This is a genomic window from Bradyrhizobium iriomotense, from assembly GCF_018130765.1.
Taxonomy (GTDB): Bacteria; Pseudomonadota; Alphaproteobacteria; order Rhizobiales; family Xanthobacteraceae; genus Bradyrhizobium; species Bradyrhizobium iriomotense_A.
Genome location: NZ_JAFCJZ010000023.1, coordinates 123,053 through 144,691 on the forward strand (window position 1 = coordinate 123,053; position 21,639 = coordinate 144,691).

Consider the following 21,639-nt stretch of genomic DNA (forward strand, 5'->3'; position numbering starts at 1 on the left):
GCGCTCACCAACCCATGCGCAGACCAACGCGTCCGCCGGCGACTTTCTCGTCCGGCCCGTAGCCGATACCGCCGTTGAACTGCATGTTCCCGTTGAGGCGCAGTGCCGCGTTGAACGCGAGGCCATTGGCCCGCTCGAAGGTCCCGTAGTTCATTGTCATGGCAAAGGTTTCGCTCGGCAGCAGCGTCGGTACGCCGGCCATGGCAAAGGCCATGGCAACGCCGCTGGTCGCCTTGCTGGTCCGGCTATTGAGGTCGTCGAGGCGACCGTTGATGGTGGCGAGATCGGCCGTCGAGGCGATCCCGAGTGCGCCGAGGCTGGTGGTTGCAAGATTACCGGCGCCGTCGGATGTCACGAGTTGCGTTGCGCCACTTTGCGCGGCCTTGCTTGCCGACGAGGTGATGCCGGCCATGGTGTAGGTGTTGCTGGCCGTGCCGAACGTCTGCTGATTGGCGCGCGTCACCGTGGCGCCATCTCCGAAGGCGGCGGAGCCCGCGAAACCGGCACTGGTGTTGTTACCGACGGCTACGGCGTTGGCGCCGGCAACCGACACGGTGTTGCCGATCGCAATGCCGCCCGATCCGGTGACGGTCGCCGTGTTCGCCATCACCAGCGCATTGGGCGCATTGACGGCGTTGCCGGAGCCGAACACGGAGGAGCCAGCGGCGCTCGCCGTGGCGGCCACGGCATTGTTGGAGCCGACCGTGTTGACGTTGTCGCCCCAGCCCGTCTGGTTGGTGCCGTTGATCGTGTTGCTGCCGCCCAGCGCAAAGCTGCCGTTGCCGCGAACGATCTGCACGGTGCCGAACGCACCGCTATTGTCGCCGGAGATGGCGTTGCTCGCGCCGACCGCGGTGCTGTTGGCGCCGTTCACACCGATATTGTAACCGACGGCCGTGCCGTTGGTGCCGGCAGCATAGACGTTCGCGTTTGCTCCTATCGCCAGCGCATTGTCGGCGTCCGCGCGGCTGGCATTGCCCGCGGCCGTGCTGCCGTTGCCACTGGCGACTGCCGCATAGCCAAGAGCCGTGCTGCCGTTACCGCCTGCGCCTGCCTGATAGCCAATTGCCGTGCCGGTGTAGCCGCTCGCAGAGCTCTGGTAACCAAATGCCGAACTTAAGCCGCCGGTGGCTGCGCTGGCGCTGCCAGCCGCTGTGCTAAAGAGGCCGCTTGCGGTGCTTCGATAGCCCAGCGCTGTGCTGAGGCCCGAGGCCCGACTGCCGGCGCCAAAGGCCGCGGCCTCGATACCGGCAGAGCTCGAATCGCCGAATGCGGAGCCACCCGTGGTCGCGGATGAATTGCTGCCGCAAGCCACGCTTTCTATGGAGACCGCGCTCGCACCGGCCGCACTGTTGCTGGCATTGACGCAAACGAACTGCGCCTGCGCCGACGACGCATCCAGCACGACCGCCAAGGGAGCAATCACCGCCGCCGCGCAAATCCCGAGCAAGGACTGCCAGCCCGCTCGGCGCGCCGCCCCCCTCTCGACGATCCGGTTCTCGACCGGCCTCAACGTAACCATCATCCCCTGCTCGCTCATCGCCTACCTTCACGTCATTGCAAATTGCGCGGGCCGGCAAACACACAGGTCTGGCCCACGCGCAATAATATGAATATTCATGTCCGAAGACTGCGGTTCGACGGTGCGGAAACTTGCCTGATCGTCCCAATTTGCAGACCAACTGCCCGAGGGAGCGGCCCGGCATGACCAAAATTCCGTATCTGCGCTTTGACAGCGCGGAATTGCCTGCCGGCGAGCGCCTCGACCGCTACCGCGCGATTCTCACGCATTATGAAGTGTCGCTCCCCGACGGCACCGACCACGATACGTTCGAGGTCCATGCCGAAGCGTGGCTGCTCGGCGGTCTGGTCGCCGCATCGACCCGGATGGGGCCGGTGCGCTTCACGCGCTCCGCCGCATTGGCAAAGGCCGATGGCCGCAACTCGTTCGCGCTGCTGCTGCTCCGTCGCGGCGCCTGGAGCGGCGAGGTCGAGGGTGAGCCGATCTCCGCCGGCCCCGGCCAGGTGCTGGTGCTGGATCTGACCCGCCCCTTCGATGGCATTGCGACGACGACCGACACCATCAGCCTGGATGTCGAGCGCGATCCCATCGTCAGCGCCGCGCCCGACGGGCTCGACCTGCACGGGCTGGTCCTTGACGGTGCAGCCGGCCGGGTGCTCGCCGATCAGATGGCGCTGTTGCGGAGAAGGCTTCCGGCGATGGACGAGACCGACGCGGCCGGGGCGGTGCAGACAACGCTCGGGCTGCTGCGCGGATGTTTTGGCGCGGCTACGCGGCGCGGCGAGCAAGGGCTTGCCCGGCGTGACATCGGCATCCTTCATCGCGCCAGCCGTTTCATCGACCAGAATTTGGGCGATCGCGACCTCTCGGTGGCGACCATCTGCCGCGAGATCGGCGTGTCGCGCTCGGTGCTCTACCGCGTCTTTGAGCCGCTCGCAGGCGTCGCGGATTACATCCGCGGGCGGCGGCTCGAGGCGATCCACGTACTGCTCGACGATGCGGACGAGGATCGCTGGAATGCAGAGATCGCCGCCGAATTCGGCTTCGTGAGCCAGGCGCATTTCAGCCGCAGCTTCCGGCAACGCTTCGGCTACTCGCCACGCGCGGCGCGCGACGCCCGCCTGCACGATCTTGCAGCCGTGGTCGAAGCCGGCCCCGAGTTGTTCCGTGAATGGATTGGCCGGCTCGGCTGACGCGCCGGAGTGTGCAGAAGCAAATGGAAACGGCCGGGCAACTCCTCGCCGCCCGGCCGCAATCGATGTCTCGCTTCCCTACTCCGCCGGCGCGGCGTGCATCTCCGGATGCGCGGCGTAGTGCTCGGTGGTGCCGAGCTTGCTGGCCGCGAACAGGCCGGCAGCCATCACGGCATAGGCCAGCGCGACCGCCGGTGTGACGCCGAAGCCCCCTCCGATGCCGACGGCTTCGCCATGCATGAAGCCGAAGTAAGTCAGGACGGCACCGACCAGCGCAAAGCTTGATGCCTTCTCGAAATCGCGCTCGATGATGAAGACGCCGATCGCGCCGAGGATGAGGCCGCCGAGGATGGAGCCGCCGCCCATGACTTCGAGCCCGTGATAGAACACACCCTGCTGCGGCAGCGCCGCCACCGCAGCCGTCTTGACCGCGTCGGCCTTGTCGGCCGCCATGCCGCCGACGGTCGCCGCCGCCGTCATGGTCGAGGCCAGCATGGTGTCGATCTGGAGCTTGGCCCAGGCAGCCAGATGCGGCGTCAGCGCCAGCACGATCGCGGGCGCATGCTTGACCGGCGTGGTCTGGAACGCCTGCGCGCCGATCAGCATGCCGATGTAGAGCAGGATCGGCGAGATCGCGACGACCGGCACCAGCGCCAGCAGCACCGAGATGATGCCGAACCAGGCCAGCACCACCACCATGATGCCGGTCGCGGCCGAATAGCCGATGCGGCCGCCCATCGCCTTCCAGCCGGGATGGCCGATATAGACAGCGTTGATGAAGGGATTGCCCATCAGGCAGCCGATCAGGCTGACGACGCCGTCGGCGGTCAAGACGCGCGTGGTCGGATATTCGTCGCCGGCCGCTTCCGCGCTCTCGACATTGTCCATGGCCTCGACGAGGTCATAGATGCCGAAGGGAATGGCGGTGACCAGGATGATGCCGAGGAACTCGAAGCCGGAGAAGACGTAGCCGACGGCCGGGATCGGCACCGAGAAACCGAAATTCGCAAAGGCCGCGCCGACACCCGCGATGCTCAATCCGCCGAGGCCAAGCCCGAACAGGTTCGAGCCCCAGGCGATGATCATACCGGCCGCGATGGCGACGAGGCCTGCGGGAATGCCGCGCCAGTATTTCACGCCACCAAACCAGCTCACCAGGATGATGGCGAAGCAGACGAGGCCGATCTGCGGCGTCATGTACATCTCGAGCGCCGGCCGCATCGAGATGAAGGTGACGGAGACGCCGGCGAGCGTGCCGAGCAGCGCCGCGCGAGGCGTGATCTTGCGGATGAACGGGGCAATGAAGCCACCGATCATCAGGATGAAGCTCTGGAAGAACACCCAGACCAGGCCCGCCGACCAGCCCTTGAGCGGATCGCCGGTCCTAAGCGTGATCGGCAGCATGATCACGAAGGTGACGATGAACATGTGCGGCACGCTGACGCCCGACGGCAGCGCGCAGACGTCGTTGCGGCCGGTCTTCTGCGCGAGGCGATAGGCGAGGAACGCATAGTAGAAGGTCGAAAGGCACATCATCAGCCCGAGCGCGGGCAGGATGCGGCCGAACACGAGGCTGTCAGGCATCTTCAGGACGAAGCGCAACAGGCCCGTGAGCACGAGCATGTTGACGAGGATGTTGGTGCCGAAGCCAAAAAACGCGTTCCAGTCGCCCGATGTCCATAGTGCCGGCTTGAAATCGGACTTGTTCAGATCAGATTTGCCGGCCGTCCCCATCAATGTGCTCATGATAATACCCCTATGTGGTCGAAACTTTCATTGCCTCCAGAACTGCGGCTGAATCCGCGACCCAGCCGAAGATGCCGCCCTGGGCCTTGATCATCTTCAGGCCCATCTCGTGAAACTCGGGGAAGTAGGATGCGCAGCCGTCGGAGATGACGACGCAGCGATAGCCGCGGTCATTGGCCTCGCGCACGGTGGTGTTGACGCAGACTTCGGTGGTGACGCCGCACACCAGCAGGTTCTCGATGCCGTATTTCTCCAGCACGTCGGTGAGCTCGGTGGCGTAGAACGCGCCCTTGCCGGGCTTGTCGATCACGACCTCGCTGTCGAGCGGATAGAGCTCCGGGATGATATCGTGGCCGGCTTCTCCGCGAATGAGGATGCGGCCCATCGGACCGGGATCGCCGATGCGAAGGCTCGGCGCGCCGCGCTCGACTTTCGCCGGCGGCGCGTCGGAAAGATCGGGCAGATGGCCCTCGCGGGTGTGGATCACCAGCATGCCGGTGTCGCGCGCCGCCTTCAGCAGCGCGCCGATCGGTTTCACGGCGCGCGCGAGCTGGCTGACGTCGTTACCTAGCGTCTCACCGAAGCCGCCGGGCTCCATGAAGTCGCGCTGCATGTCGATGATGAGAAGCGCGGTGGCGGGCCAATCGAGCTTGATCGGCTCGGGCTCGGCGCTGATGACGCCCGGTGTCGGCTTGGCTGAGTTCAACATGACGCAGGCCCCCGCGAGAACTCTCTTTGCCAGGAGTTCTGCAAGCGCCGTGCCATTGTGTACAATTGCGGTGGGGCGCGAGCGACGAACGAATTCGCTGTTTAGTCAGATGGTTACGTCGTCGATCGACGTCTGCTTATTCCCTGTGCGACGGCTTCGCGACGTGCATTTGCTTAAAGGATGAGCGGGGAAGCGGCGCACTCTCCGCCGTCATTCCGGGGCGACGCGTAGCGTCGAGCCCGGAATCTATCGGGCCGCAGTACGCGAGTTGAAATGGATTCTGGGCTCGCGCTACGCGCGCCCCGGAATGACGAGCAGAGACTACCGCCCCGCCCCATACAGCCGCCGATGCTCGTCCTCGTACGGCGCGTACGAATCCTTCAGCGTCGCCATGTTCAGCAGCATGGTTGCGACCAGCGTGCCCGCCTTGTCGAACACGCGCGTCTTCACCCAGGCGCTCTCGGTGCGACGGCTGCCGGAAAGCGCGACCACTTCGCGCTCGACTTCATATTCCTCGCCCTCGAAGAGCGGACCCTTCACCAGGCGGATCTCCTGGTCGGCAAACAGGCCAACGGCGGGTCCCTTGGCCGGCAGCGGATCCTCCTTGGAGCGGTACTGAAACAGCACGCTCAGCATCTCCATCGGGATGATCGGCTTGCGCCAAGGATTCGAAGAAGGATTTTCGGCGCCCGAATAGTACGGCGAGCTCTCGGTGATGACGGCGAGCTTCTGCCGCAGGGAGAACGGATAGAGGTCGCCCATGTTCTGGTCGAACGCCATCCGCACCGTCTGCCGCTTGCTCGTCTGCGCCACCCTCACGTCGCGCAGGATCACGGGATCGGCGAGCGGCTTGAGCTCGGCAAGGCGGGTCTCGAGCGCGGTCGCTGCGTGAGGGTCGCCGACGGAGGCCGTCCCGCGCAGCACCTCTGTGCCGTCGCGCTTCACCATCTGGATCTGGCACTGGCTTGCGCCGGGCAATGGCTTCGACAGGATCGCCTGCACCTCCTCGCCCTCGTAGCAGACGCTGCGGTAATGCGCCGAGAGGCAGCCGCTCTCGAACCAAGCCTGTCCCCAGAGCCGCGCGCCGAGCGGGGCGAACTGGCTGAAATGCGTCGGCCCCTCGATGGTGCCGCCCTTGAAACCTAGCTTCTGGGCGGTGGCATCGTCATGGATGGAGGCGTGCGCATCGTAAGTTTGCGCATGGAGCATCTGGCGCGGCTGACGCCACGGGCCGATCAGCGCTTCTGCGGTCTCGGTGATCTCGGTTGCGAACGCGTTTGCCATCATGGCTCTCCTCCACAGTCAGCCATGACTAACAGGACCGCCACGGATGCGGCCAGCGATATTGACTTCGGTGGTCCATGCTTTTGACTGCCAGCACCCGCTTCGCATGGCCGCACCTTATTCCGCGCCGCAAAATCCCCGCCGCACCAAGAAGAACAAGGACTCCTGAAATGACGCTGATGCAGGTCGAGCTGGACGACAAATACCGGCTCGAATCGAAGCGGATCTTCCTGTCCGGCACGCAGGCCCTGGTCCGCCTGCCCATGTTGCAGCGCGAACGCGACCGGCTCCAGGGGCTCAACACCGGCGGTTTCATCTCCGGCTATCGTGGTTCCCCGCTCGGCATGTATGACCACGCGCTGTGGCGCGCGAAGTCGCATCTTCAGCAGCACGACATCGCCTTCGTCCCTGGCCTGAACGAGGACCTCGCTGCGACCGCGGTCTGGGGCAGCCAGCAGGTCGGCCTGTTTCCCGGCGCCAAGGTCGATGGCGTGTTCGGCATCTGGTACGGCAAGGGCCCCGGCGTCGACCGCTCGGTCGATGCGCTCAAGCATGCGAATGCGGCCGGCACCTCGCTCAATGGCGGCGTGCTCGCGCTCGCCGGCGACGACCATGGCTGCCAGTCCTCGACGCTGGCGCATCAGAGCGAGCAGGTGTTCGCGGCGGCGCTGATTCCCGTGATCAATCCGGCGACGCTGCAGGACTATCTGGATCTCGGCCTCTACGGTTTCGCGCTGTCGCGCTTCTCCGGCTGCTGGGTCGGCTTCAAGGCGATCAGCGAGACGGTCGAGAGCTCGGCCTCGATTGATAGCGATCCGGAACGCATCAAGATCGTGCTCCCCGACGATTTCGAGATGCCGCCCGGCGGCCTCAACATCCGCTGGCCCGATCCGCCGCTGGAAGCCGAAAGGCGCCTGTTCGGGGCGAAGATGGCGGCGGTGCAGGCCTTCGCCCGCGCCAATCAGCTCGACCGCATCGTGCTGGATTCCAAGCCCGCACGTCTCGGCATCGTTGCGACCGGCAAGGCCTATCTCGACCTGCGCCAGGCCCTCGCTGATCTCGGCATCACCGACAAGGACGCGCAGGATCTGGGCTTACGCATCTACAAGGTCGCGCTGACCTGGCCGCTGGAGGAAAGCGGCGCCAAGCGTTTTGCCGAAGGCCTGCAGGACGTGCTGGTGGTCGAGGAGAAGCGTGGCTTCATCGAAGACCAGCTGATGCGCATCCTCTACAACATCGATGCTTCCCGGCGCCCGACCGTCACGGGCAAGCGCGACGAGCGCGGCGCGCCGCTGTTGCCGAGCGAAGGCGAGCTGACGCCGACCATCGTCGCGGGCGCGCTGGTGGCGCGCCTGCGCAAGCTCGGCCATCACAGCCCGGTGCTGGAGCAGCGCCTCGCCCGACTCGAGGCGTTCGACAATCCCGTCACCACCAGCACGCAGATCACGCTCGCGCGCACGCCGTTCTTCTGCTCGGGCTGCCCGCACAATTCCTCGACCCGCGTGCCGGAGGGCAGCCGCGCCATGGCCGGCATCGGCTGCCACGGCATGGCCCTGAGCATGCCGACCCGCCGCACCGATCTGATCTCGCATATGGGCGCCGAAGGCGTGAACTGGATCGGCCAGTCGCCCTTCACCACCGAGAAGCACATCTTTCAGAATCTCGGTGACGGCACCTACACGCATTCCGGGCTGCTGGCGCTGCGCGCGGCTTCGGCGGCCGGCATCAATATCACCTACAAGATCCTCTATAACGACGCGGTGGCGATGACCGGCGGTCAGCCGGCGGAAGGCGCCTTCAACGTCGCGCAGATCGCGCATCAGGTCTGGGCCGAAGGCGTCAAGCGCCTCGCGATCGTCTCGGACGATCCGAGCAAGTATCCGCAAGGCAATTACTTCCCGCAAGGCGCGACCATCCATCACCGCCGCGAGCTTGACGCCGTGCAGCGCGAGCTGCGCGACATCAAGGGTCTCACGGTCGTGATCTACGACCAAACCTGCGCCGCCGAAAAGCGCCGCCGCCGCAAGCGCGGGCTCTATCCCGATCCGGCCAAGCGCGCCTTCATCAACGAGCTCGTCTGCGAAGGCTGCGGCGACTGCTCGCAGGCCTCCAACTGCGTCTCGGTGCAGCCGCTGGAGACCGAATTCGGCCGCAAGCGCCAGATCGACCAGTCGAACTGCAACAAGGACTTTTCCTGCGTCGAGGGCTTTTGCCCGAGCTTTGTCACCGTGCATGGCGGCTCGCTCAAGCGCATGAAGACCTCGGCGGTCGATTCCGGGCAGCTGTTCGCCGATTTGCCGCTGCCGCCCGCGCGTGAGCTGGACGGCCCCTACAACATCCTCGTCACCGGCATCGGCGGTACCGGCGTCATCACCATCGGCGCGCTGCTCGGCATGGCCGCCCATGTCGACGGCCGCGGCTGCTCGGCGCTGGACTTCACAGGCCTGTCGCAGAAGAACGGCGCGGTGATGAGCCATGTGCGCATCGCGCCGAAGCCGGAAGATATTTCCGCGGTCCGCATCACCACTGGCGGCGCCGACGTCATCCTCGGCTGCGACATGATCGTCTCAGCCGGGCCGACCGCGCTGAGCCGCGCCGAGCGCGGGGTGACCAAGGCCTATATCAACGCCGATCTGCAGCCGACCGCGAGCTTCGTGCAGAATCCCGATCTCGATTTCGAGATGGGCGCGATGCAGACCGTGCTGCGCGACGCCGTCGGTGACAAGAACCTCGACATCATCGACGCCACGGGCATTGCCGCCGCGCTGATGGGCGACAGCATCGCGACCAATCCCTTCATGCTCGGCTTCGCCTTCCAGAAGGGCGCGATCCCGCTGTCGCTGGAGGCCCTGCTCCGCGCCGTCGAGATCAACGGCGCCGCGATCGAGATGAACAAGCTCGCCCTCACCTGGGGGCGCCTTGCCGCCCACGACATGTCGCGGGTGCGCGGCGTGCTGCAGTTCAAGGCCCGGGCGTCCGCGCCCGCAAAATCGCTCGATGACATCATCGCGACCCGTGCCGAATTCCTGACCGGCTACCAGGACAAGGCCTATGCCGACCGCTATCTCGCCGCGGTCGCCAAGGTGCGCAAGGCGGAGAGCGTTGCTTCGCCCGCGTCCACGGAGCTGACGGAAGCCGTAGCGAAGAACCTGTTCAAGCTGATGTCCTACAAGGACGAGTACGAGGTCGCGCGGCTCTACACCGACGGCAGCTTTGACAAGAAAGTGTCGGAAAAATTCGATGGCGACTTCACGCTGAAGTACCATCTGGCACCGCCGATCTTCGCCAAGCGCGATAAGGCGACGGGCCGACTTCAGAAGCAGGAGTTCGGCGGCTGGATGGTCCATGCGTTCCGCATTCTCGCAAAACTCAAGTTCCTGCGCGGCGGCGCGTTCGATCCGTTCGGCCGTACCGAGGAGCGCCGGACCGAGCGAAAGCTGATCGAGGATTATCTGGCGATGATTGATGGGCGGGTCGCCGGGCTGAGGGCGGAACAGATTCCGCTGCTGGCACGGCTCGCGCGTGTGCCGGAGAGCATCCGCGGCTTCGGGCATGTCAAGGAAGCCAACATCAAGCTGGCGGCGGCCGAGACGGCGCGGCTTGAGGCGGAGCTGGAGAACAGCCGCTTTGCGGCGGCTGCGGAGTAAGGCAAGCCGCCACCACACACTCGGTGTCATCGCCCGCCTTGTGCGCACTTGCGCACTGGGGCGGGCGATCCAGTACTCCGAGACGCGCGTTGGAGAGCTTGCTCTCGCCACACTCGCCGCGGCGTACTGGATACCCCGCCTTCGCGGGGCATGACAGTTGTGGGGATGGTTAGACCGAGGCTGCGGCCATACCCGTGGCGACCATCGCCCCCTCCGCCAGATGCCGCCCCGCGATGTACCCGAACGTCAACGCCGGCCCGAGCGTGATGCCCGGCCCGGGATAATTGCCGTTCATGATCGAGCCCATGTCGTTGCCGCAGGCGTAGAGGCCTGCGATCGGCGTGCCGTCCTCGCGCAGGACGCGCGCCTGCGCATCCACCTTCATGCCGATCGCCGTGCCGAGATCGGCGGGATAGATCCGCATCGCGAAGAACGGCGCATTGACGATCGGCGCAACGCAGGGGTTCGGCTTGTGGGCGGCGTCGCCGAGATGGCGCTGGTAGACGGTGCTGCCGCGGCCGAACTCGGGATCGCGGCCTTCCTTCGCATCTGCATTATAGGCCGCGACCGTTGCCGAGAGCGTGGACGGCTTGATACCGATTTTTGCCGCAAGCTGCGCGACATCGGGAGCCTCGACCAGCTCGCCGCTCGCCACATAGCGCCGCACATTGCGCGTGAACGGCTTGATGCGGCCGAGGCCGTAGCTCCACAGGAATGCGTGGTCGCAGATCAGGTAGAACGGCCGATCCGGCTCGCCATTGCCATCGCGCAACATGGCCAGCACGAACTCGTGGTAGGACAGCGCCTCGTTGACGAAGCGTCGGCCGGTCGCGTTGACAGCGATCACGCCGGGCTTGGCGCGATCGGTCACGGTATGCGGGAACACGCCGCGGGTGCCGTCGGCGCGACGGAACAGCGAGGCCGGCACCCAATAGGCCGGGCTGGTCGCCTCCGTGTTGAACGCGGCGCCGGCCGTGACCGCGAGTCGCAGCCCATCGCCGGTGCCTGATGTGTTGGTCGCCGAGACAAATCCCGCTGCCGCAGGGAAGAAGCGTTTGCGCAAAGTCGCGTCGTGCGAGAAGCCACCGGTCGCCAGCACCACACCGCGGCGCGCGGCGATCGGGCGATCACGGGCGCCATGGCGGATCACCACGCCGGCGACACGATCGCCCTGCATCGACAGATCCTCGACATCGGCGCTGAAGAGGATCTCGACCTGCCGCGCCAGCAGCGACGCATAGAGCCGCGCGGCGAGCGCATTGCCGAGATGCAGCGTGGTGCCGCGCGGCGAGCGGAGCCGCTGCAACGCGTATGCGGAAACAAGCCGCGCCGCGCGCAAGGTCGAGCGCAGCGATTTTCCAACGCGCCGCAGATGCGGAATGTCGAGCCGGTTGACCATCATGCCGCCGAACAGCGTGAACTCCGGCAGCGGCGGCCGCAGCCGCGCGAACGCCCGGCCAAGCCGCGTGCCGTCGAAAGCGACCGGCTCCAGCACGCGGCCGCCTGACGTTGCGCCCAGCCGTTCCGGATAATAGTCCGGATAGACCTTCACCGGCTGGAGCCGCACCTCGGTGTTGGCTTCGAGCCAGGCGACCGCCTCCGGCCCGCGTGCGAGAAAGGCGGCGCGGAGACCCGCATTGGCGGGCTCGGGGACCGTGCTCGACAGATACTGGACGGCATCCGTGATGCTGTCGGAGAGTCCCGCCTCTTTCATCTTGGCGTTGGCGGGGATCCAGACCATGCCGCCGGACCAGGCGGTGGTACCACCGACAAAGGCGGTCTTCTCGATCACCAGCACGCGCAGGCCTTCCGCGGCCGCAACGGCCGCCGCCGTCATGCCACCGGCACCGGCGCCGATGACAATGACGTCGTAGGTCTCGTGCGCCGGCATCATGCGGCGGGTGTGCGGGAGCGAGGCATGACACCGTCATACCCCGCCCGCGAGCTTGCAGCTAGCGCTGCGGCTTGCGCTCGATCGGGTCGATATCGATCGCCCGCAGGCGGCCGAGCCGCAGCACATCCATGGCCAGCCGCCGACCGATCCGGTCGCGGTCGAGCACGCGGATCAGGTCGTCGACGCCGTTGATCTCGACACCGTCCAGCCTGATCACGACGTCGCCGGGCAACAGGCCCGCCTTCGCCGCCGGGCCATCAGGCTCGATCTGCATCAACAGCGCGCCCATCTTGTTCTCGACGCCGGCGACAACCGCGTGCCGCCGCGGCACCGGAGCGGTCTGCCCGGCGACGCCGATATAGGCGCGGCGGACATAGCCGTGGCGGATGATCTCCGACAGCACAAATTGCGCGGTGTTGCTTGCGACCGCGAAGCAGATGCCTTGCGCGCCGTTGATGATGGCCGTGTTGATGCCGATCACCTCGGCATTCGACGACACCAGCGGCCCGCCGGAATTGCCGGGGTTGAGCGCGGCATCGGTCTGGATCACGTCCTCGATGGTGCGGCCGCTGACCGAGCGGATCGAGCGTCCCAGCGCCGAGACCACGCCGGCCGTCACGGTCGACTCGAAGCCGAGCGGGTTGCCGATCGCGATCACGAGCTGGCCACGCCGCAGGCTCTTGGAGTTGCCGAGCGCGGCATAGGGCAGATCGCGCACGCCATTGGCACGCAGCAGCGCCAGATCCGTGTCGGGATCGACGCCGAGCACCTGTGCGTCGCCGACATGGCCCTCGACGTCGCGCAGCCGGATCTCCTTCGACGTGCCGACCACATGGCTGTTGGTGAGCACGAGCCCGTCCGGCGAGATCACGATGCCCGAGCCGAGCCCGCCGCGCTCGCGGCTGTTCGGCACCTTGGGACCGGTCTCGACGCGCACGACCGCAGGGCCGACCCGGTCGGTCACATCGATCACGGCATTGGAATAGGCGTCCAGCAGCGCCCGGTCATTGTCCGGGGCAGCCGCCACCGTTCGCGATGACGGTGCGTCATCGGCGATATCTGATGTGAAATCCAGCATGGCAAGAGTCCTTGAGGCTCACACAGATGGTGGCCTGTTCCCTCCAGCGCAAGGGACCCGCCTGGGGCGCAAGGCTGGACCGCCCAGTGGGCTGCCCAAGTGGCTAGGGCGCGCGCCGCAACGTGCCCGCCCTCGCCCTGACCGGATCGAGCAGCGACCAGTCGCCGTCCGGGAGCACGTAGCCCTTCGGGAACGGCGCGCGCAGCTCCAGCCCGAGCGAGCGCAGCACGCGGTCGTCGCGGTAGTAGCATTGCAGGACGACGCGAACGAGGGTTGCGGCAGGTGCGCCGCCGGCGCTGCGGAACTGCTGCGCGACGCCATCACGCGCGTCAGGCGCGAGGTCAGCGAGCGGCATCCCCGCGAGCCGCGCCAGATGGTCGAGCGCCGCCGCGACCGGCTTGGTGTCCCGGCCGAGGGTTGCAAGGATGTCGGCCTGGATGATCTGGTCATCGGCGCCGGGGACGCGATATTCCTCGCTCGCTGGAATGATCATCGCGGCGATGGTGCCCAAGTCCTGGCGCTGCCGCGGCGTGAGGGAGGGCTGTTCGGACATGTCGGTCCTCTAATCGAACAAATTGGCGAGGCGCTGCTTCATCTGGTCGGCGATGTAGAGCGCGAGGGCCTGGATGGTGGAGGTCGGGTTCACGCCGCCCGAGGTGACGAAGATGCTGCCGTCGACGATGAAGAGGTTCTTCACGTCGTGCGTGCGGCCCCATTCGTTGACCACGGAACGGTCAGGATCGGTGCCCATCCGCGCCGTGCCGAGCAGGTGCCAGCCGCCCCAGGGGATCGGCGAGTTGGCGCAGATGTCGCTCGCTCCCGCCGTCTCGAGAAACTCGCGGCCGCGCGCCAGCGCGTGCTCCATCATTTTCCGGCTGTTCTCGCTGATGGTGTAGTCGATCTTCGGCGCGGGGATGCCATGGCTGTCCTTCAGGACCGGATCGAGCGTGACGCGATTGTGCTCCTCCGGCAGGTCCTCGCAGATCGCGGAGAAACCCAGGCGATGGCCGTTGAGCTTGCGGAAGACGCGATGGTGATCCTCGCCCCACGGCAGGATGCCCTTCTGCTCGCTGACGACGGCCTCGAAGACCGGCCCTGCCCCGCGCACGAACTGGACGCCGTAGCCGCGCACGAAACCGCGCGACAGGTCGGTGTCATACCACTCCTTACTCCACAGGCAGGTCGGCGGCGCGCGGTTAGAGTCGGTCGGCTCCTTCACGTAGCCATAGATCTGCGCGTAGGGGTGGAACATCAGGTTCTTGCCGACAAGACCGGACGAATTGGCAAGACCGTTCGGGAAGCGGCCGGACGCGGAGTTGAGGAGCAGCCGCGGCGTGCCGACGCCGTTGCAGGCGATGATGACGACATGCGCCGGCTGGAACTGCGCGACGCCGTCCTTGTCGTAATAGACCACGCCCGAGGCCATGCCGGTCTCGTCGGTGGTGATCTCGCGCACCCGGCAATGGGTGCGCAGCTCGACGCCGGCGCGGACCGCGTGCGGCCAATAGGTAATGTCGGTCGATGATTTCGCGCCCTGCGCGCAGGCCGGCGTGCAATGGCCGAGATTGACGCAGCGCGCGCGGCCCTCATAGTCCATCGTCGCGACCGTCGTGTCCGACGGCCACCAGTGCCAGCCGCGCTTGTTCATGGCCTTGCCGATGATCGCGCCAGACAATCCCATCGGCTGCTGCGGCATCGGCGGATGCGTCAGCGGCGACAATGGATCGCCTGACAGGCCCGACGTGCCCATCATGCGATCGTTTTCTTCGAAGAACGGGGTCAGCGCGTCGTAATCGATCGGCCAGTCGTCGGCGACGCCGTCGAGCGTCTTCACCTTGAAATCGGAAGGGTGCAGCCGCGGCCAGTGCGCAGTGTACATCACGGTCGAGCCGCCCACGGCATTGTAGTTCACGACCTTGATCGGCGAATTGTCGTCGTTGATCGGATAGTCCTCGGGCCGGCCGCGGACGTTAGGGCTCGACGACCACTCGCCGTAGAACTTGGCCTCCCAGTCCCGACCCGTGCTGGGATATTCCGCCGGGTTCATCCAGCCGCCCTGCTCCAGGCAGAGAATGTGCATCTTGGTTTCGGCCAGCGACCACGCCACCGCCGCACCCGATGCGCCGGCGCCGATGATCAGGACGTCCACGGGGTCTTTCATCGCAACCTTTTCCTCCCCCTCGCCGCTTACCGGGCGATTCGGCCTTTCGCGCTCCGCGAGGCCGGTGAACGATAGGGGTAGAGCTGCGGCCGAGTAAAGCCGCGAGGCCGGAATGTCGCACTTCGCAGGGCGCAGACCATTGGTATCGCCACGTCCGGATGCTAGGAACAGGGCGCACGAGCAATCGATAGCGAGATCTTATGTCCTTCCGAAATTTCTTTGCCGCCGCCCGCGCTTTTGCGCTCGTTTTGTTTTGCGCCTTGTCCGGCTTTGCGGGCACTTCGAGCCCCGCCTCCGCCCTGACCGCTGCCGCGACGGTCCGCGACGGCAACTCCATCCAGCTCGGCGACGTCACCTACCGGCTCGACGGCGTCGACGCACCCGAGCTGGACCAGGTCTGCATCGACGATCACGCCGATCCCTGGACCTGCGGCATCGAGGCCCGCGACCAGCTGACGAAACTGATCAACAAGCGCTCCGTGCGCTGTGACGACGTCGGGCCGGAAAAGAGCTTCGGCAAACGCCATCGCGCCATCTGCACGGCCGAGGGTGACAAGGCGACCTTGAACGAGCAACTGGTCAAGCTCGGCTATGCCATCGCCCGCGAGCCGATCAAGGCGAACGTCAAGCCGGCGGCGACCGAGGCGAAGACGGCTTCGGCCGGAATTTGGAAGGGCTGCTTTGTTGCACCGCAAGAATTCCGCAGCGGCAAGAAGGACGGTGCGCTGCTGGGCGCCGCCTGCCGCTCCGATCGCGACAAGGAGATCCGCGCCGTGCTGTTCCCGGACGAGCTGACGATGCCGCCGAGCTGCAGCATCAAGGGCAAGCTCGCGGTGCGTGCCCGCGTTACCGGCAATATCGGCATCTATCATTTGCGGGGGTGTCCGAGCTATCCGGCAACCACCAAGCCGGACCGCTGGTTCTGTTCCGAGGACGACGCCCAGGCCGCCGGCTTCCGCAAGGCCTATAATTGCCGCCGGCCAAAGTGAATAGTTCCTTCACGCACGTGTGAGTGGTAGTCCGAGACCGTATTGCTCCGGAATTGAACTTCGGCGGGAGTTGCTGCACTTATCAAAGTGCGCACGCGCTTTGCGCGAGCGCTTCCTTGGCAGACGATCCTCATCGGATTGTCTTTGCTCGGGCGTTTCCTCCCTAGACTTGGGCCGCTTGTCACAACAAGCGGCTCTTCTTTTTTCTGCGTCCTTCCATCGTCCCGCGCTACTGGCGCATCATGATCTGGTCCATCGGCGGCATGTTCCCGTTCAGATGCGACATGATCCAGACCGTGCCGCCGACCACCAGGAACACCACCAGCAGCCCGAAGGCCAGCGCCAGCACGTTGTTGGTGTTATCAGGGCCCGTGGTGATGTGCAGGAAGAACACCAGGTGCACGCCCATCTGCGCGATCGCCAGCACGATCAGCGCCACCGGGATCGAAGGCTGCCAGACCAGATCGGTGCCGGCGATGAAGAACGACGTCGCCGTGAGCAACAGCGCCAGAACGAGACCGACGACATAGCCCAGGATCCGCTCGCCAACGCTATGCTGCTCTTCCTCGCCCGGCGCGAGATCGTGCCCGGCTGGAATATGGGTCTGATCGCTCATGGGGCACCCCCAAGCAAATAGACGACGGAAAACACCCCGACCCAGATGATGTCGAGCGCATGCCAGAACAGCGCAAAGCACATCATCCGGCGCAGAACGTCGGCGCGAAAGCCCTTGGCAAAGACCTGGGCCATCATGGTCAGCAGCCAGAGCACGCCGGCGGAGACGTGCAGGCCGTGGCAGCCGACCAGCGAGAAGAACGACGTCAGGAACGCGCTACGCGAGGGGCCGTAGCCGCGCGCGACGAGATCGGCAAACTCTCGGAACTCGATGGTCAGGAAGATCAGGCCGAGCACGCAGGTCACGGCCATGCCGAGATAGAACCAGAACCGGTTGCGCACGTCGGCGGCGATGCTGGCCATGCCGCAGGTAAAACTCGACAGCAGCAGGCAGACCGTCTCGATCGCGACGTTCCGCTGCTCGAAGATCTCCGAGCCCTTCGGGCCATCCGCGGTCTGGCCGGACAGCACCGCATAGGCCGCGAAGAAGCAGGAGAACATCACGATGTCGGAGAGCAGAAAGACCCAGAAACCGTAGGCGGTGACGATCCGCTTCGACGCGGGCCCGGGATGCTCGATGACGACGCCGATGTGATGGGGATCTGCGTGCGCATGGCCGACGGTCACTGTGATCGACATCAGACCGCTCCCGCCATGCTGACGAGGCTGCGCCGCTCCTCGAGATTGACGCGATCGATGCGGGCGACCTCCTCGGCGGGAATGACGTATTCGTCATGGTCGCGCCAGGCGAACACGACGAAGGTCGCGAACGCGCCGATGCCGCCCAGGATCACCATCCACCAGATGTGCCAGATCAGCGCAAAGCCCATGATGCTGGCAAAGAACGCGCAGACGAACCCGGTCGGCGAGTTCCGGGGCATCTCGATGTCCTGATATTCGGGCACGTCATGCTCGAACGATTGCTGCCGGGCGCGCGCCTTCATGTCCCAATAGGCGTCCTCGCCGCGGACATCAGGATGGAAGGCGAAGTTGAACACCGGCGGCGGCGAGGACGTCGCCCATTCCAGCGAGCGGCCGTCCCAGGGATCACCGGTGCGATCGCGCAACGCCTCGCGGTTGCGGATGCTGACCACAAGCTGCATGATCTGGCAGATCACCCCGATCGTCAGCACGGCCATGCCGAATGCCGCAACGATCATCCAGGGCCGCCAGGCCGCGACGTCGTAATGCTGCAGGCGCCTGGTCATGCCGAGCATGCCGGCGATGTAGAGCGGCATGAAGGTGATCCAGAAGCCGGTGAAGGTGAACCAGAACGCGGCCTTGCCCCAGCGCTCGTCGAGGCGGAAGCCGAACGCCTTCGGGAACCAGTATTCGAAGCCGGCGAAGGCCCCGAACAGTACGCCGCCGATGATAACGTTGTGGAAGTGGGCGACCAGGAACATGCTGTTGTGGAGCATGAAGTCGGCCGGCGGCACCGCCACCAGCACGCCGGTCAGGCCACCGATGATGAAGGTGACCATGAAGCCGACCGACCACAGCATCGGCGTCGCAAATCGGATGCGGCCGCCATACATCGTGAACAGCCAGTTGTAGATCTTCACGCCGGTCGGGATCGCGATGATCATGCTGGCGATGCCGAAGATGGCATTGACGTCCGGCCCCGCCCCCATCGTGAAGAAATGATGCAGCCAGACCATGAAGGAGACGACGCAGATCGCCATGGTCGCAAGCACCATCGAGCGGTAGCCGAACAGCGCCTTGCCCGAGAAGGTCGAGACCACCTCGGAGAAGATGCCGAAGGCCGGCAGCACGAGGATGTAGACCTCCGGATGTCCCCAGGCCCAGATCAGGTTCATGAACATCATGACATTGCCGCCGGCTTCATTGGTGAAGAAGTGGAAGCCGAGATAGCGGTCGAGCAGCAGCATCGCGAGCGTCGCGGTGAGGATCGGGAAGGCCGAGACAATCAAGAGGTTCGAGGCCAGCGTGGTCCAGCAGAACATCGGCATGCGCAGATAGTTCATGCCCCTGGTGCGCAGCTTCAGCACGGTGGTGACGAGGTTGATACCGGCGACCAGCGTGCCGACGCCGGAGATCTGCAGCGACCAGGCGTAATAGTCGACGCCGACGCCCGGTGAATAGGACAGTCCGGAGAGCGGCGGAAAGGCGAGCCAGCCGGTGCGCGCGAACTCGCCGACCACCAGCGAGATGTTGACCAGCAGCGCGCCGGTGGCGGTCAGCCAGAAGCCGACCGAATTGAGCGTCGGAAACGCGACGTCGCGGACGCCAAGCTGGAGCGGCACGACGAGATTCATCAGCCCGATCACGAACGGCATCGCCACGAAGAAGATCATGATGGTGCCGTGGGCGGAGAAGATCTGGTTGTAGTGCTCAGGCGGCAGATAGCCTTGCGACTGGTAGGCGACCGCCTGCTGGATCCGCATCATGATGGCGTCGCTGCCGCCGCGCAGCAGCATCACCGAGGCCAGCAGGATGTACATGACGCCGATCCGCTTGTGATCGACGCTGGTGATCCACTCATGCCAGAGATAGGGCAGATGTCCCTTCACCACGACCCAGATCAACACCGCGAGGATCGCGACCAGCACCACCGCGCCTGCGACGAGCGGAATGGGCTGATCGAACGGAATGGCCGACCAGTCGAGCTTACCGAGCATCGTGGCCTCCACCGTGCGACCGGCCGGCGGCCGATATCAGCTCGGGGCCGGGCCCTGGCGGAATGTGCTGGGTCGCGATCAGGTCGAACAGGCGGGGATCTTCGAGGCGATAGGTCGGCCGGCTCCGCTCGATGCCCTGCTGCATCAGCTTCTTGTAGCTGTCCTCGTTCAGCACGGCATCGCTCTTCGCCGTGCTCGCCACCCAATCGGGAAACGCCAGCGGCGAGATCACGTTGACGTCGAACATCATGTCGGGAAAGCCGTCGCCGGAGAAATGCGCGGACAGGCCCTGAAGCTTGCCCTCGTTGTCGGCGCGCAGGTTCAGCCGCGTCACCATGCCGTTCATGGTGTAGATCATGCTGCCGAGCTGCGGGATGAAGAACGTGTTCATCACGCTCGACGACGTCAGCTGGAAATTCAGCTCGGCGCCGGCCGGCACCGTCAGCGTGTTGACCGTGGCGATGCGCTGGTCCGGATAGATGAAGAGCCATTTCCAGTCGAGCGAGACGGCCTGGATGCGAACCGGACTGCCGGTCCCCGGCACGGGCGCTGCGGGATCGAGCTGGTGCGAGCCGATCCAGGCGACGCCGCCGAGCAGGATCACGGTCAGCGCAGGAATTGACCACACCACCATCTCGACGCGGCCGGAATAGACGAAGTCAGGCTGGTAACGCGCTTTCGGATTCGAGGCGCGAAACCAGAGCGCAAAGGCCAAGATCGCGAAAATGGTCGGCACCACGATCACGAGCATGATGAAAACGGAATCGACCAGGATGGTGCTGTTCGCGGCAGCAACCGGCCCTCGTGGATCGAGCAGATTCATCGGCAAGCCACTGGCGATTGGGAAGCCCCAGGAGAAAGCCTAGCGCAGAAAAGGCTCCGCAACAAACGCGATCGGCTGGAAACGGTTCCTGAACCGCAAGGGCCAGCCATGCGTAATCGGTCGGCCGCCACATGCAATTCAATGTGATGTCAATGACATGAGCGCAGGACCCGCGCCTTCTCTCCGGTCGTGGCAATTGCTAATCTGCACGAAAATAATGAGAACGATCCGATCCCGGGAGTGAACTGACATGCGCCTGAACGACAAGATCGCCATCGTGGTCGGAGCCGGCCAGAGTCCCGGCGAAGGCATGGGCAACGGCCGCGCCACCGCGCTGACCTTCGCGCGCGAAGGCGCGAAAGTTCTCTGTGTCGACCATCATCTGGAATCGGCGCAGGAAACGGTGGCGATGATCGCCGCGAAAGGCGGCACCGCCGCGGCCTTCAAGGCCGATGTGACGAAGTCCGCTGACATCAAGGCGATGGTCAAGGACGCGCAAACGCGCTGGGGCCGGATCGACGTGCTGCACAACAATGTCGGCGTGAGTCTCTCCGGCGGCGATGCCGAATTGCTGCAACTGACCGAGGAGGCTTTCGACCGCGTCGTCGCCATCAATCTGAAGAGCTGCATCCTTGCGGCAAAAGAAGTCATCCCGATCATGCGCGCGCAAAAGAGCGGCGCCATCATCAACATCTCCTCGATGGCCGCGATCACGACGTATCCTTACGTCGCCTACAAGGCGACGAAATCGGCGATGATCGCCTTCACCGAACAGCTCGCCTACCAGAATGCCGAATACGGCATCCGCGCCAATGTCATCCTGCCCGGCCTGATGAACACCCCGATGGCGGTCGATACCCGCGCTCGCGAATGGCACAAGACCCGCGCCGAGGTCGAAGCCGAGCGCGACAGCAAGGTGCCGCTGCGCAGGAAGATGGGAACGGGCTGGGACGTTGCGAACGCCGCGCTGTTTTTGGCGTCGGACGAGGCGAATTTCATTACGGGTGTGACCCTGCCGGTGGATGGCGGAGCGAGTGTGAGGCGGGGGTAGAAGCGAGGCGAACTCGGTGCCCCTTCCCTTCTCCCCTTGCGGGAGAAGGTGGCGCGAAGCGCCGGATGAGGGGTTCTCTCCACTCACACGACCGTTCGTGGGGATAGAGACCCCTCACCCGTCTCGCCGCTTCGCGGCGAGCCACCCTCTCCCACAGGGGGAGAGGGTAAGAGAGGTCCTGACCGGCTACATGGGTAACAGTCTAGACCGGCGACATGGGTAACAGGTCAATTGGTCGGCAAGGAGGGCCTTGCCGATGGGTTGGAAGGAGACCTGTGCCATGGACGA

General features: G+C 65.3%; 16 protein-coding genes. 4 read left to right on the top strand and 12 right to left on the bottom strand.

Translation table 11 applies throughout. The features are described from left to right. Positions 1–4 precede the first annotated feature (4 nt). Complete coding sequence (locus JQ635_RS31380; protein WP_246583885.1) at positions 5–1,525, bottom strand: hypothetical protein; 1,521 nt, start codon at positions 1,523–1,525, stop codon at positions 5–7. Between the two features lie 179 nt (positions 1,526–1,704). Between JQ635_RS31380 and JQ635_RS31385 the strand changes: the two genes are divergently transcribed. After that, positions 1,705–2,715 (top strand): helix-turn-helix domain-containing protein, encoded by a 1,011-nt coding sequence (locus JQ635_RS31385; RefSeq protein ID WP_211413655.1) that lies wholly within the window; start codon positions 1,705–1,707, stop codon positions 2,713–2,715. Between the two features lie 78 nt (positions 2,716–2,793). Here the strand turns inward: JQ635_RS31385 and JQ635_RS31390 are convergent, their stop codons facing one another. The 3 genes from JQ635_RS31390 to JQ635_RS31400 all read right to left on the bottom strand — a co-directional run bounded on the left by JQ635_RS31390 (position 2,794) and on the right by JQ635_RS31400 (position 6,457). Continuing rightward, complete coding sequence (locus tag JQ635_RS31390; protein WP_211413656.1) at positions 2,794–4,461, bottom strand: regulator; 1,668 nt, start codon at positions 4,459–4,461, stop codon at positions 2,794–2,796. A gap of 10 nt (positions 4,462–4,471) precedes the next feature. Beyond that, positions 4,472–5,170, bottom strand: coding sequence for a cysteine hydrolase family protein (locus tag JQ635_RS31395; protein ID WP_080139000.1), 699 nt, complete (start codon positions 5,168–5,170; stop codon positions 4,472–4,474). Between the two features lie 321 nt (positions 5,171–5,491). Then, positions 5,492–6,457, bottom strand: a complete 966-nt coding sequence (locus JQ635_RS31400) for a hypothetical protein (protein ID WP_211413657.1) — start codon at positions 6,455–6,457, stop codon at positions 5,492–5,494. A gap of 167 nt (positions 6,458–6,624) precedes the next feature. Between JQ635_RS31400 and JQ635_RS31405 the strand changes: the two genes are divergently transcribed. Further along, positions 6,625–10,101: an indolepyruvate ferredoxin oxidoreductase family protein gene (locus JQ635_RS31405; protein WP_211413658.1), complete on the top strand. Its 3,477-nt coding sequence runs from the start codon at positions 6,625–6,627 to the stop codon at positions 10,099–10,101. Between the two features lie 169 nt (positions 10,102–10,270). Here the strand turns inward: JQ635_RS31405 and JQ635_RS31410 are convergent, their stop codons facing one another. The 4 genes from JQ635_RS31410 to JQ635_RS31425 all read right to left on the bottom strand — a co-directional run bounded on the left by JQ635_RS31410 (position 10,271) and on the right by JQ635_RS31425 (position 15,234). Next, entirely contained in the window at positions 10,271–11,995 is a 1,725-nt protein-coding gene (locus JQ635_RS31410; RefSeq protein WP_211413659.1) for an FAD-dependent oxidoreductase, read from the bottom strand. 58 nt (positions 11,996–12,053) lie between these two features. After that, positions 12,054–13,073 (bottom strand): S1C family serine protease, encoded by a 1,020-nt coding sequence (locus tag JQ635_RS31415; protein ID WP_211413660.1) that lies wholly within the window; start codon positions 13,071–13,073, stop codon positions 12,054–12,056. A gap of 103 nt (positions 13,074–13,176) precedes the next feature. Then, complete coding sequence (locus tag JQ635_RS31420; protein ID WP_211413661.1) at positions 13,177–13,626, bottom strand: hypothetical protein; 450 nt, start codon at positions 13,624–13,626, stop codon at positions 13,177–13,179. A 9-nt stretch (positions 13,627–13,635) separates the two neighbouring features. Further along, positions 13,636–15,234, bottom strand: coding sequence for a GMC family oxidoreductase (locus JQ635_RS31425; protein ID WP_211413662.1), 1,599 nt, complete (start codon positions 15,232–15,234; stop codon positions 13,636–13,638). Between the two features lie 200 nt (positions 15,235–15,434). On the opposite strand from JQ635_RS31425, the gene JQ635_RS31430 reads away from it, so the two are divergent. Then, on the top strand, positions 15,435–16,223 hold the full coding sequence (locus JQ635_RS31430) for a thermonuclease family protein (protein WP_211413663.1): 789 nt from the start codon (positions 15,435–15,437) through the stop codon (positions 16,221–16,223). Between the two features lie 229 nt (positions 16,224–16,452). Here JQ635_RS31430 and cyoD read toward each other — a convergent pair whose 3' ends face one another. Genes cyoD through JQ635_RS31450 form a run of 4 tightly spaced genes read right to left on the bottom strand, consistent with a single transcriptional unit; the run spans position 16,453 to position 20,300 of the window. Continuing rightward, positions 16,453–16,839: a cytochrome o ubiquinol oxidase subunit IV gene (gene cyoD, locus JQ635_RS31435; protein ID WP_211413664.1), complete on the bottom strand. Its 387-nt coding sequence runs from the start codon at positions 16,837–16,839 to the stop codon at positions 16,453–16,455. Beyond that, on the bottom strand, positions 16,836–17,477 hold the full coding sequence (locus JQ635_RS31440; protein WP_211413665.1) for a cytochrome (ubi)quinol oxidase subunit III: 642 nt from the start codon (positions 17,475–17,477) through the stop codon (positions 16,836–16,838). The genes cyoD and JQ635_RS31440 overlap by 4 nt, the downstream gene beginning before the upstream one ends. Continuing rightward, on the bottom strand, positions 17,477–19,477 hold the full coding sequence (gene cyoB / locus JQ635_RS31445) for a cytochrome o ubiquinol oxidase subunit I (RefSeq protein ID WP_211413666.1): 2,001 nt from the start codon (positions 19,475–19,477) through the stop codon (positions 17,477–17,479). Before cyoB ends, JQ635_RS31440 begins: the two co-directional genes overlap by 1 nt. Next, complete coding sequence (locus JQ635_RS31450; protein WP_211413667.1) at positions 19,467–20,300, bottom strand: cytochrome ubiquinol oxidase subunit II; 834 nt, start codon at positions 20,298–20,300, stop codon at positions 19,467–19,469. The genes cyoB and JQ635_RS31450 overlap by 11 nt, the downstream gene beginning before the upstream one ends. Positions 20,301–20,550: 250 nt before the next feature. On the opposite strand from JQ635_RS31450, the gene JQ635_RS31455 reads away from it, so the two are divergent. Then, positions 20,551–21,351, top strand: coding sequence for an SDR family NAD(P)-dependent oxidoreductase (locus JQ635_RS31455; protein WP_211413668.1), 801 nt, complete (start codon positions 20,551–20,553; stop codon positions 21,349–21,351). Positions 21,352–21,639: the final 288 nt, after the last annotated feature.

What these genes read in the sequence shown, in the direction of transcription:
- JQ635_RS31380 (WP_246583885.1), bottom strand. Translation starts at nt 1,525, where the DNA reads ATGATGGTTACGTTGAGGCCGGTCGAGAACCGGATCGTCGAGAGGGGG.
- JQ635_RS31385 (WP_211413655.1), top strand. Translation starts at nt 1,705, where the DNA reads ATGACCAAAATTCCGTATCTGCGCTTTGACAGCGCGGAATTGCCTGCC.
- JQ635_RS31390 (WP_211413656.1), bottom strand. Translation starts at nt 4,461, where the DNA reads ATGAGCACATTGATGGGGACGGCCGGCAAATCTGATCTGAACAAGTCC.
- JQ635_RS31395 (WP_080139000.1), bottom strand. Translation starts at nt 5,170, where the DNA reads ATGTTGAACTCAGCCAAGCCGACACCGGGCGTCATCAGCGCCGAGCCC.
- JQ635_RS31400 (WP_211413657.1), bottom strand. Translation starts at nt 6,457, where the DNA reads ATGATGGCAAACGCGTTCGCAACCGAGATCACCGAGACCGCAGAAGCG.
- JQ635_RS31405 (WP_211413658.1), top strand. Translation starts at nt 6,625, where the DNA reads ATGACGCTGATGCAGGTCGAGCTGGACGACAAATACCGGCTCGAATCG.
- JQ635_RS31410 (WP_211413659.1), bottom strand. Translation starts at nt 11,995, where the DNA reads ATGATGCCGGCGCACGAGACCTACGACGTCATTGTCATCGGCGCCGGT.
- JQ635_RS31415 (WP_211413660.1), bottom strand. Translation starts at nt 13,073, where the DNA reads ATGCTGGATTTCACATCAGATATCGCCGATGACGCACCGTCATCGCGA.
- JQ635_RS31420 (WP_211413661.1), bottom strand. Translation starts at nt 13,626, where the DNA reads ATGTCCGAACAGCCCTCCCTCACGCCGCGGCAGCGCCAGGACTTGGGC.
- JQ635_RS31425 (WP_211413662.1), bottom strand. Translation starts at nt 15,234, where the DNA reads ATGAAAGACCCCGTGGACGTCCTGATCATCGGCGCCGGCGCATCGGGT.
- JQ635_RS31430 (WP_211413663.1), top strand. Translation starts at nt 15,435, where the DNA reads ATGTCCTTCCGAAATTTCTTTGCCGCCGCCCGCGCTTTTGCGCTCGTT.
- cyoD (WP_211413664.1), bottom strand. Translation starts at nt 16,839, where the DNA reads ATGAGCGATCAGACCCATATTCCAGCCGGGCACGATCTCGCGCCGGGC.
- JQ635_RS31440 (WP_211413665.1), bottom strand. Translation starts at nt 17,477, where the DNA reads ATGTCGATCACAGTGACCGTCGGCCATGCGCACGCAGATCCCCATCAC.
- cyoB (WP_211413666.1), bottom strand. Translation starts at nt 19,477, where the DNA reads ATGCTCGGTAAGCTCGACTGGTCGGCCATTCCGTTCGATCAGCCCATT.
- JQ635_RS31450 (WP_211413667.1), bottom strand. Translation starts at nt 20,300, where the DNA reads ATGAATCTGCTCGATCCACGAGGGCCGGTTGCTGCCGCGAACAGCACC.
- JQ635_RS31455 (WP_211413668.1), top strand. Translation starts at nt 20,551, where the DNA reads ATGCGCCTGAACGACAAGATCGCCATCGTGGTCGGAGCCGGCCAGAGT.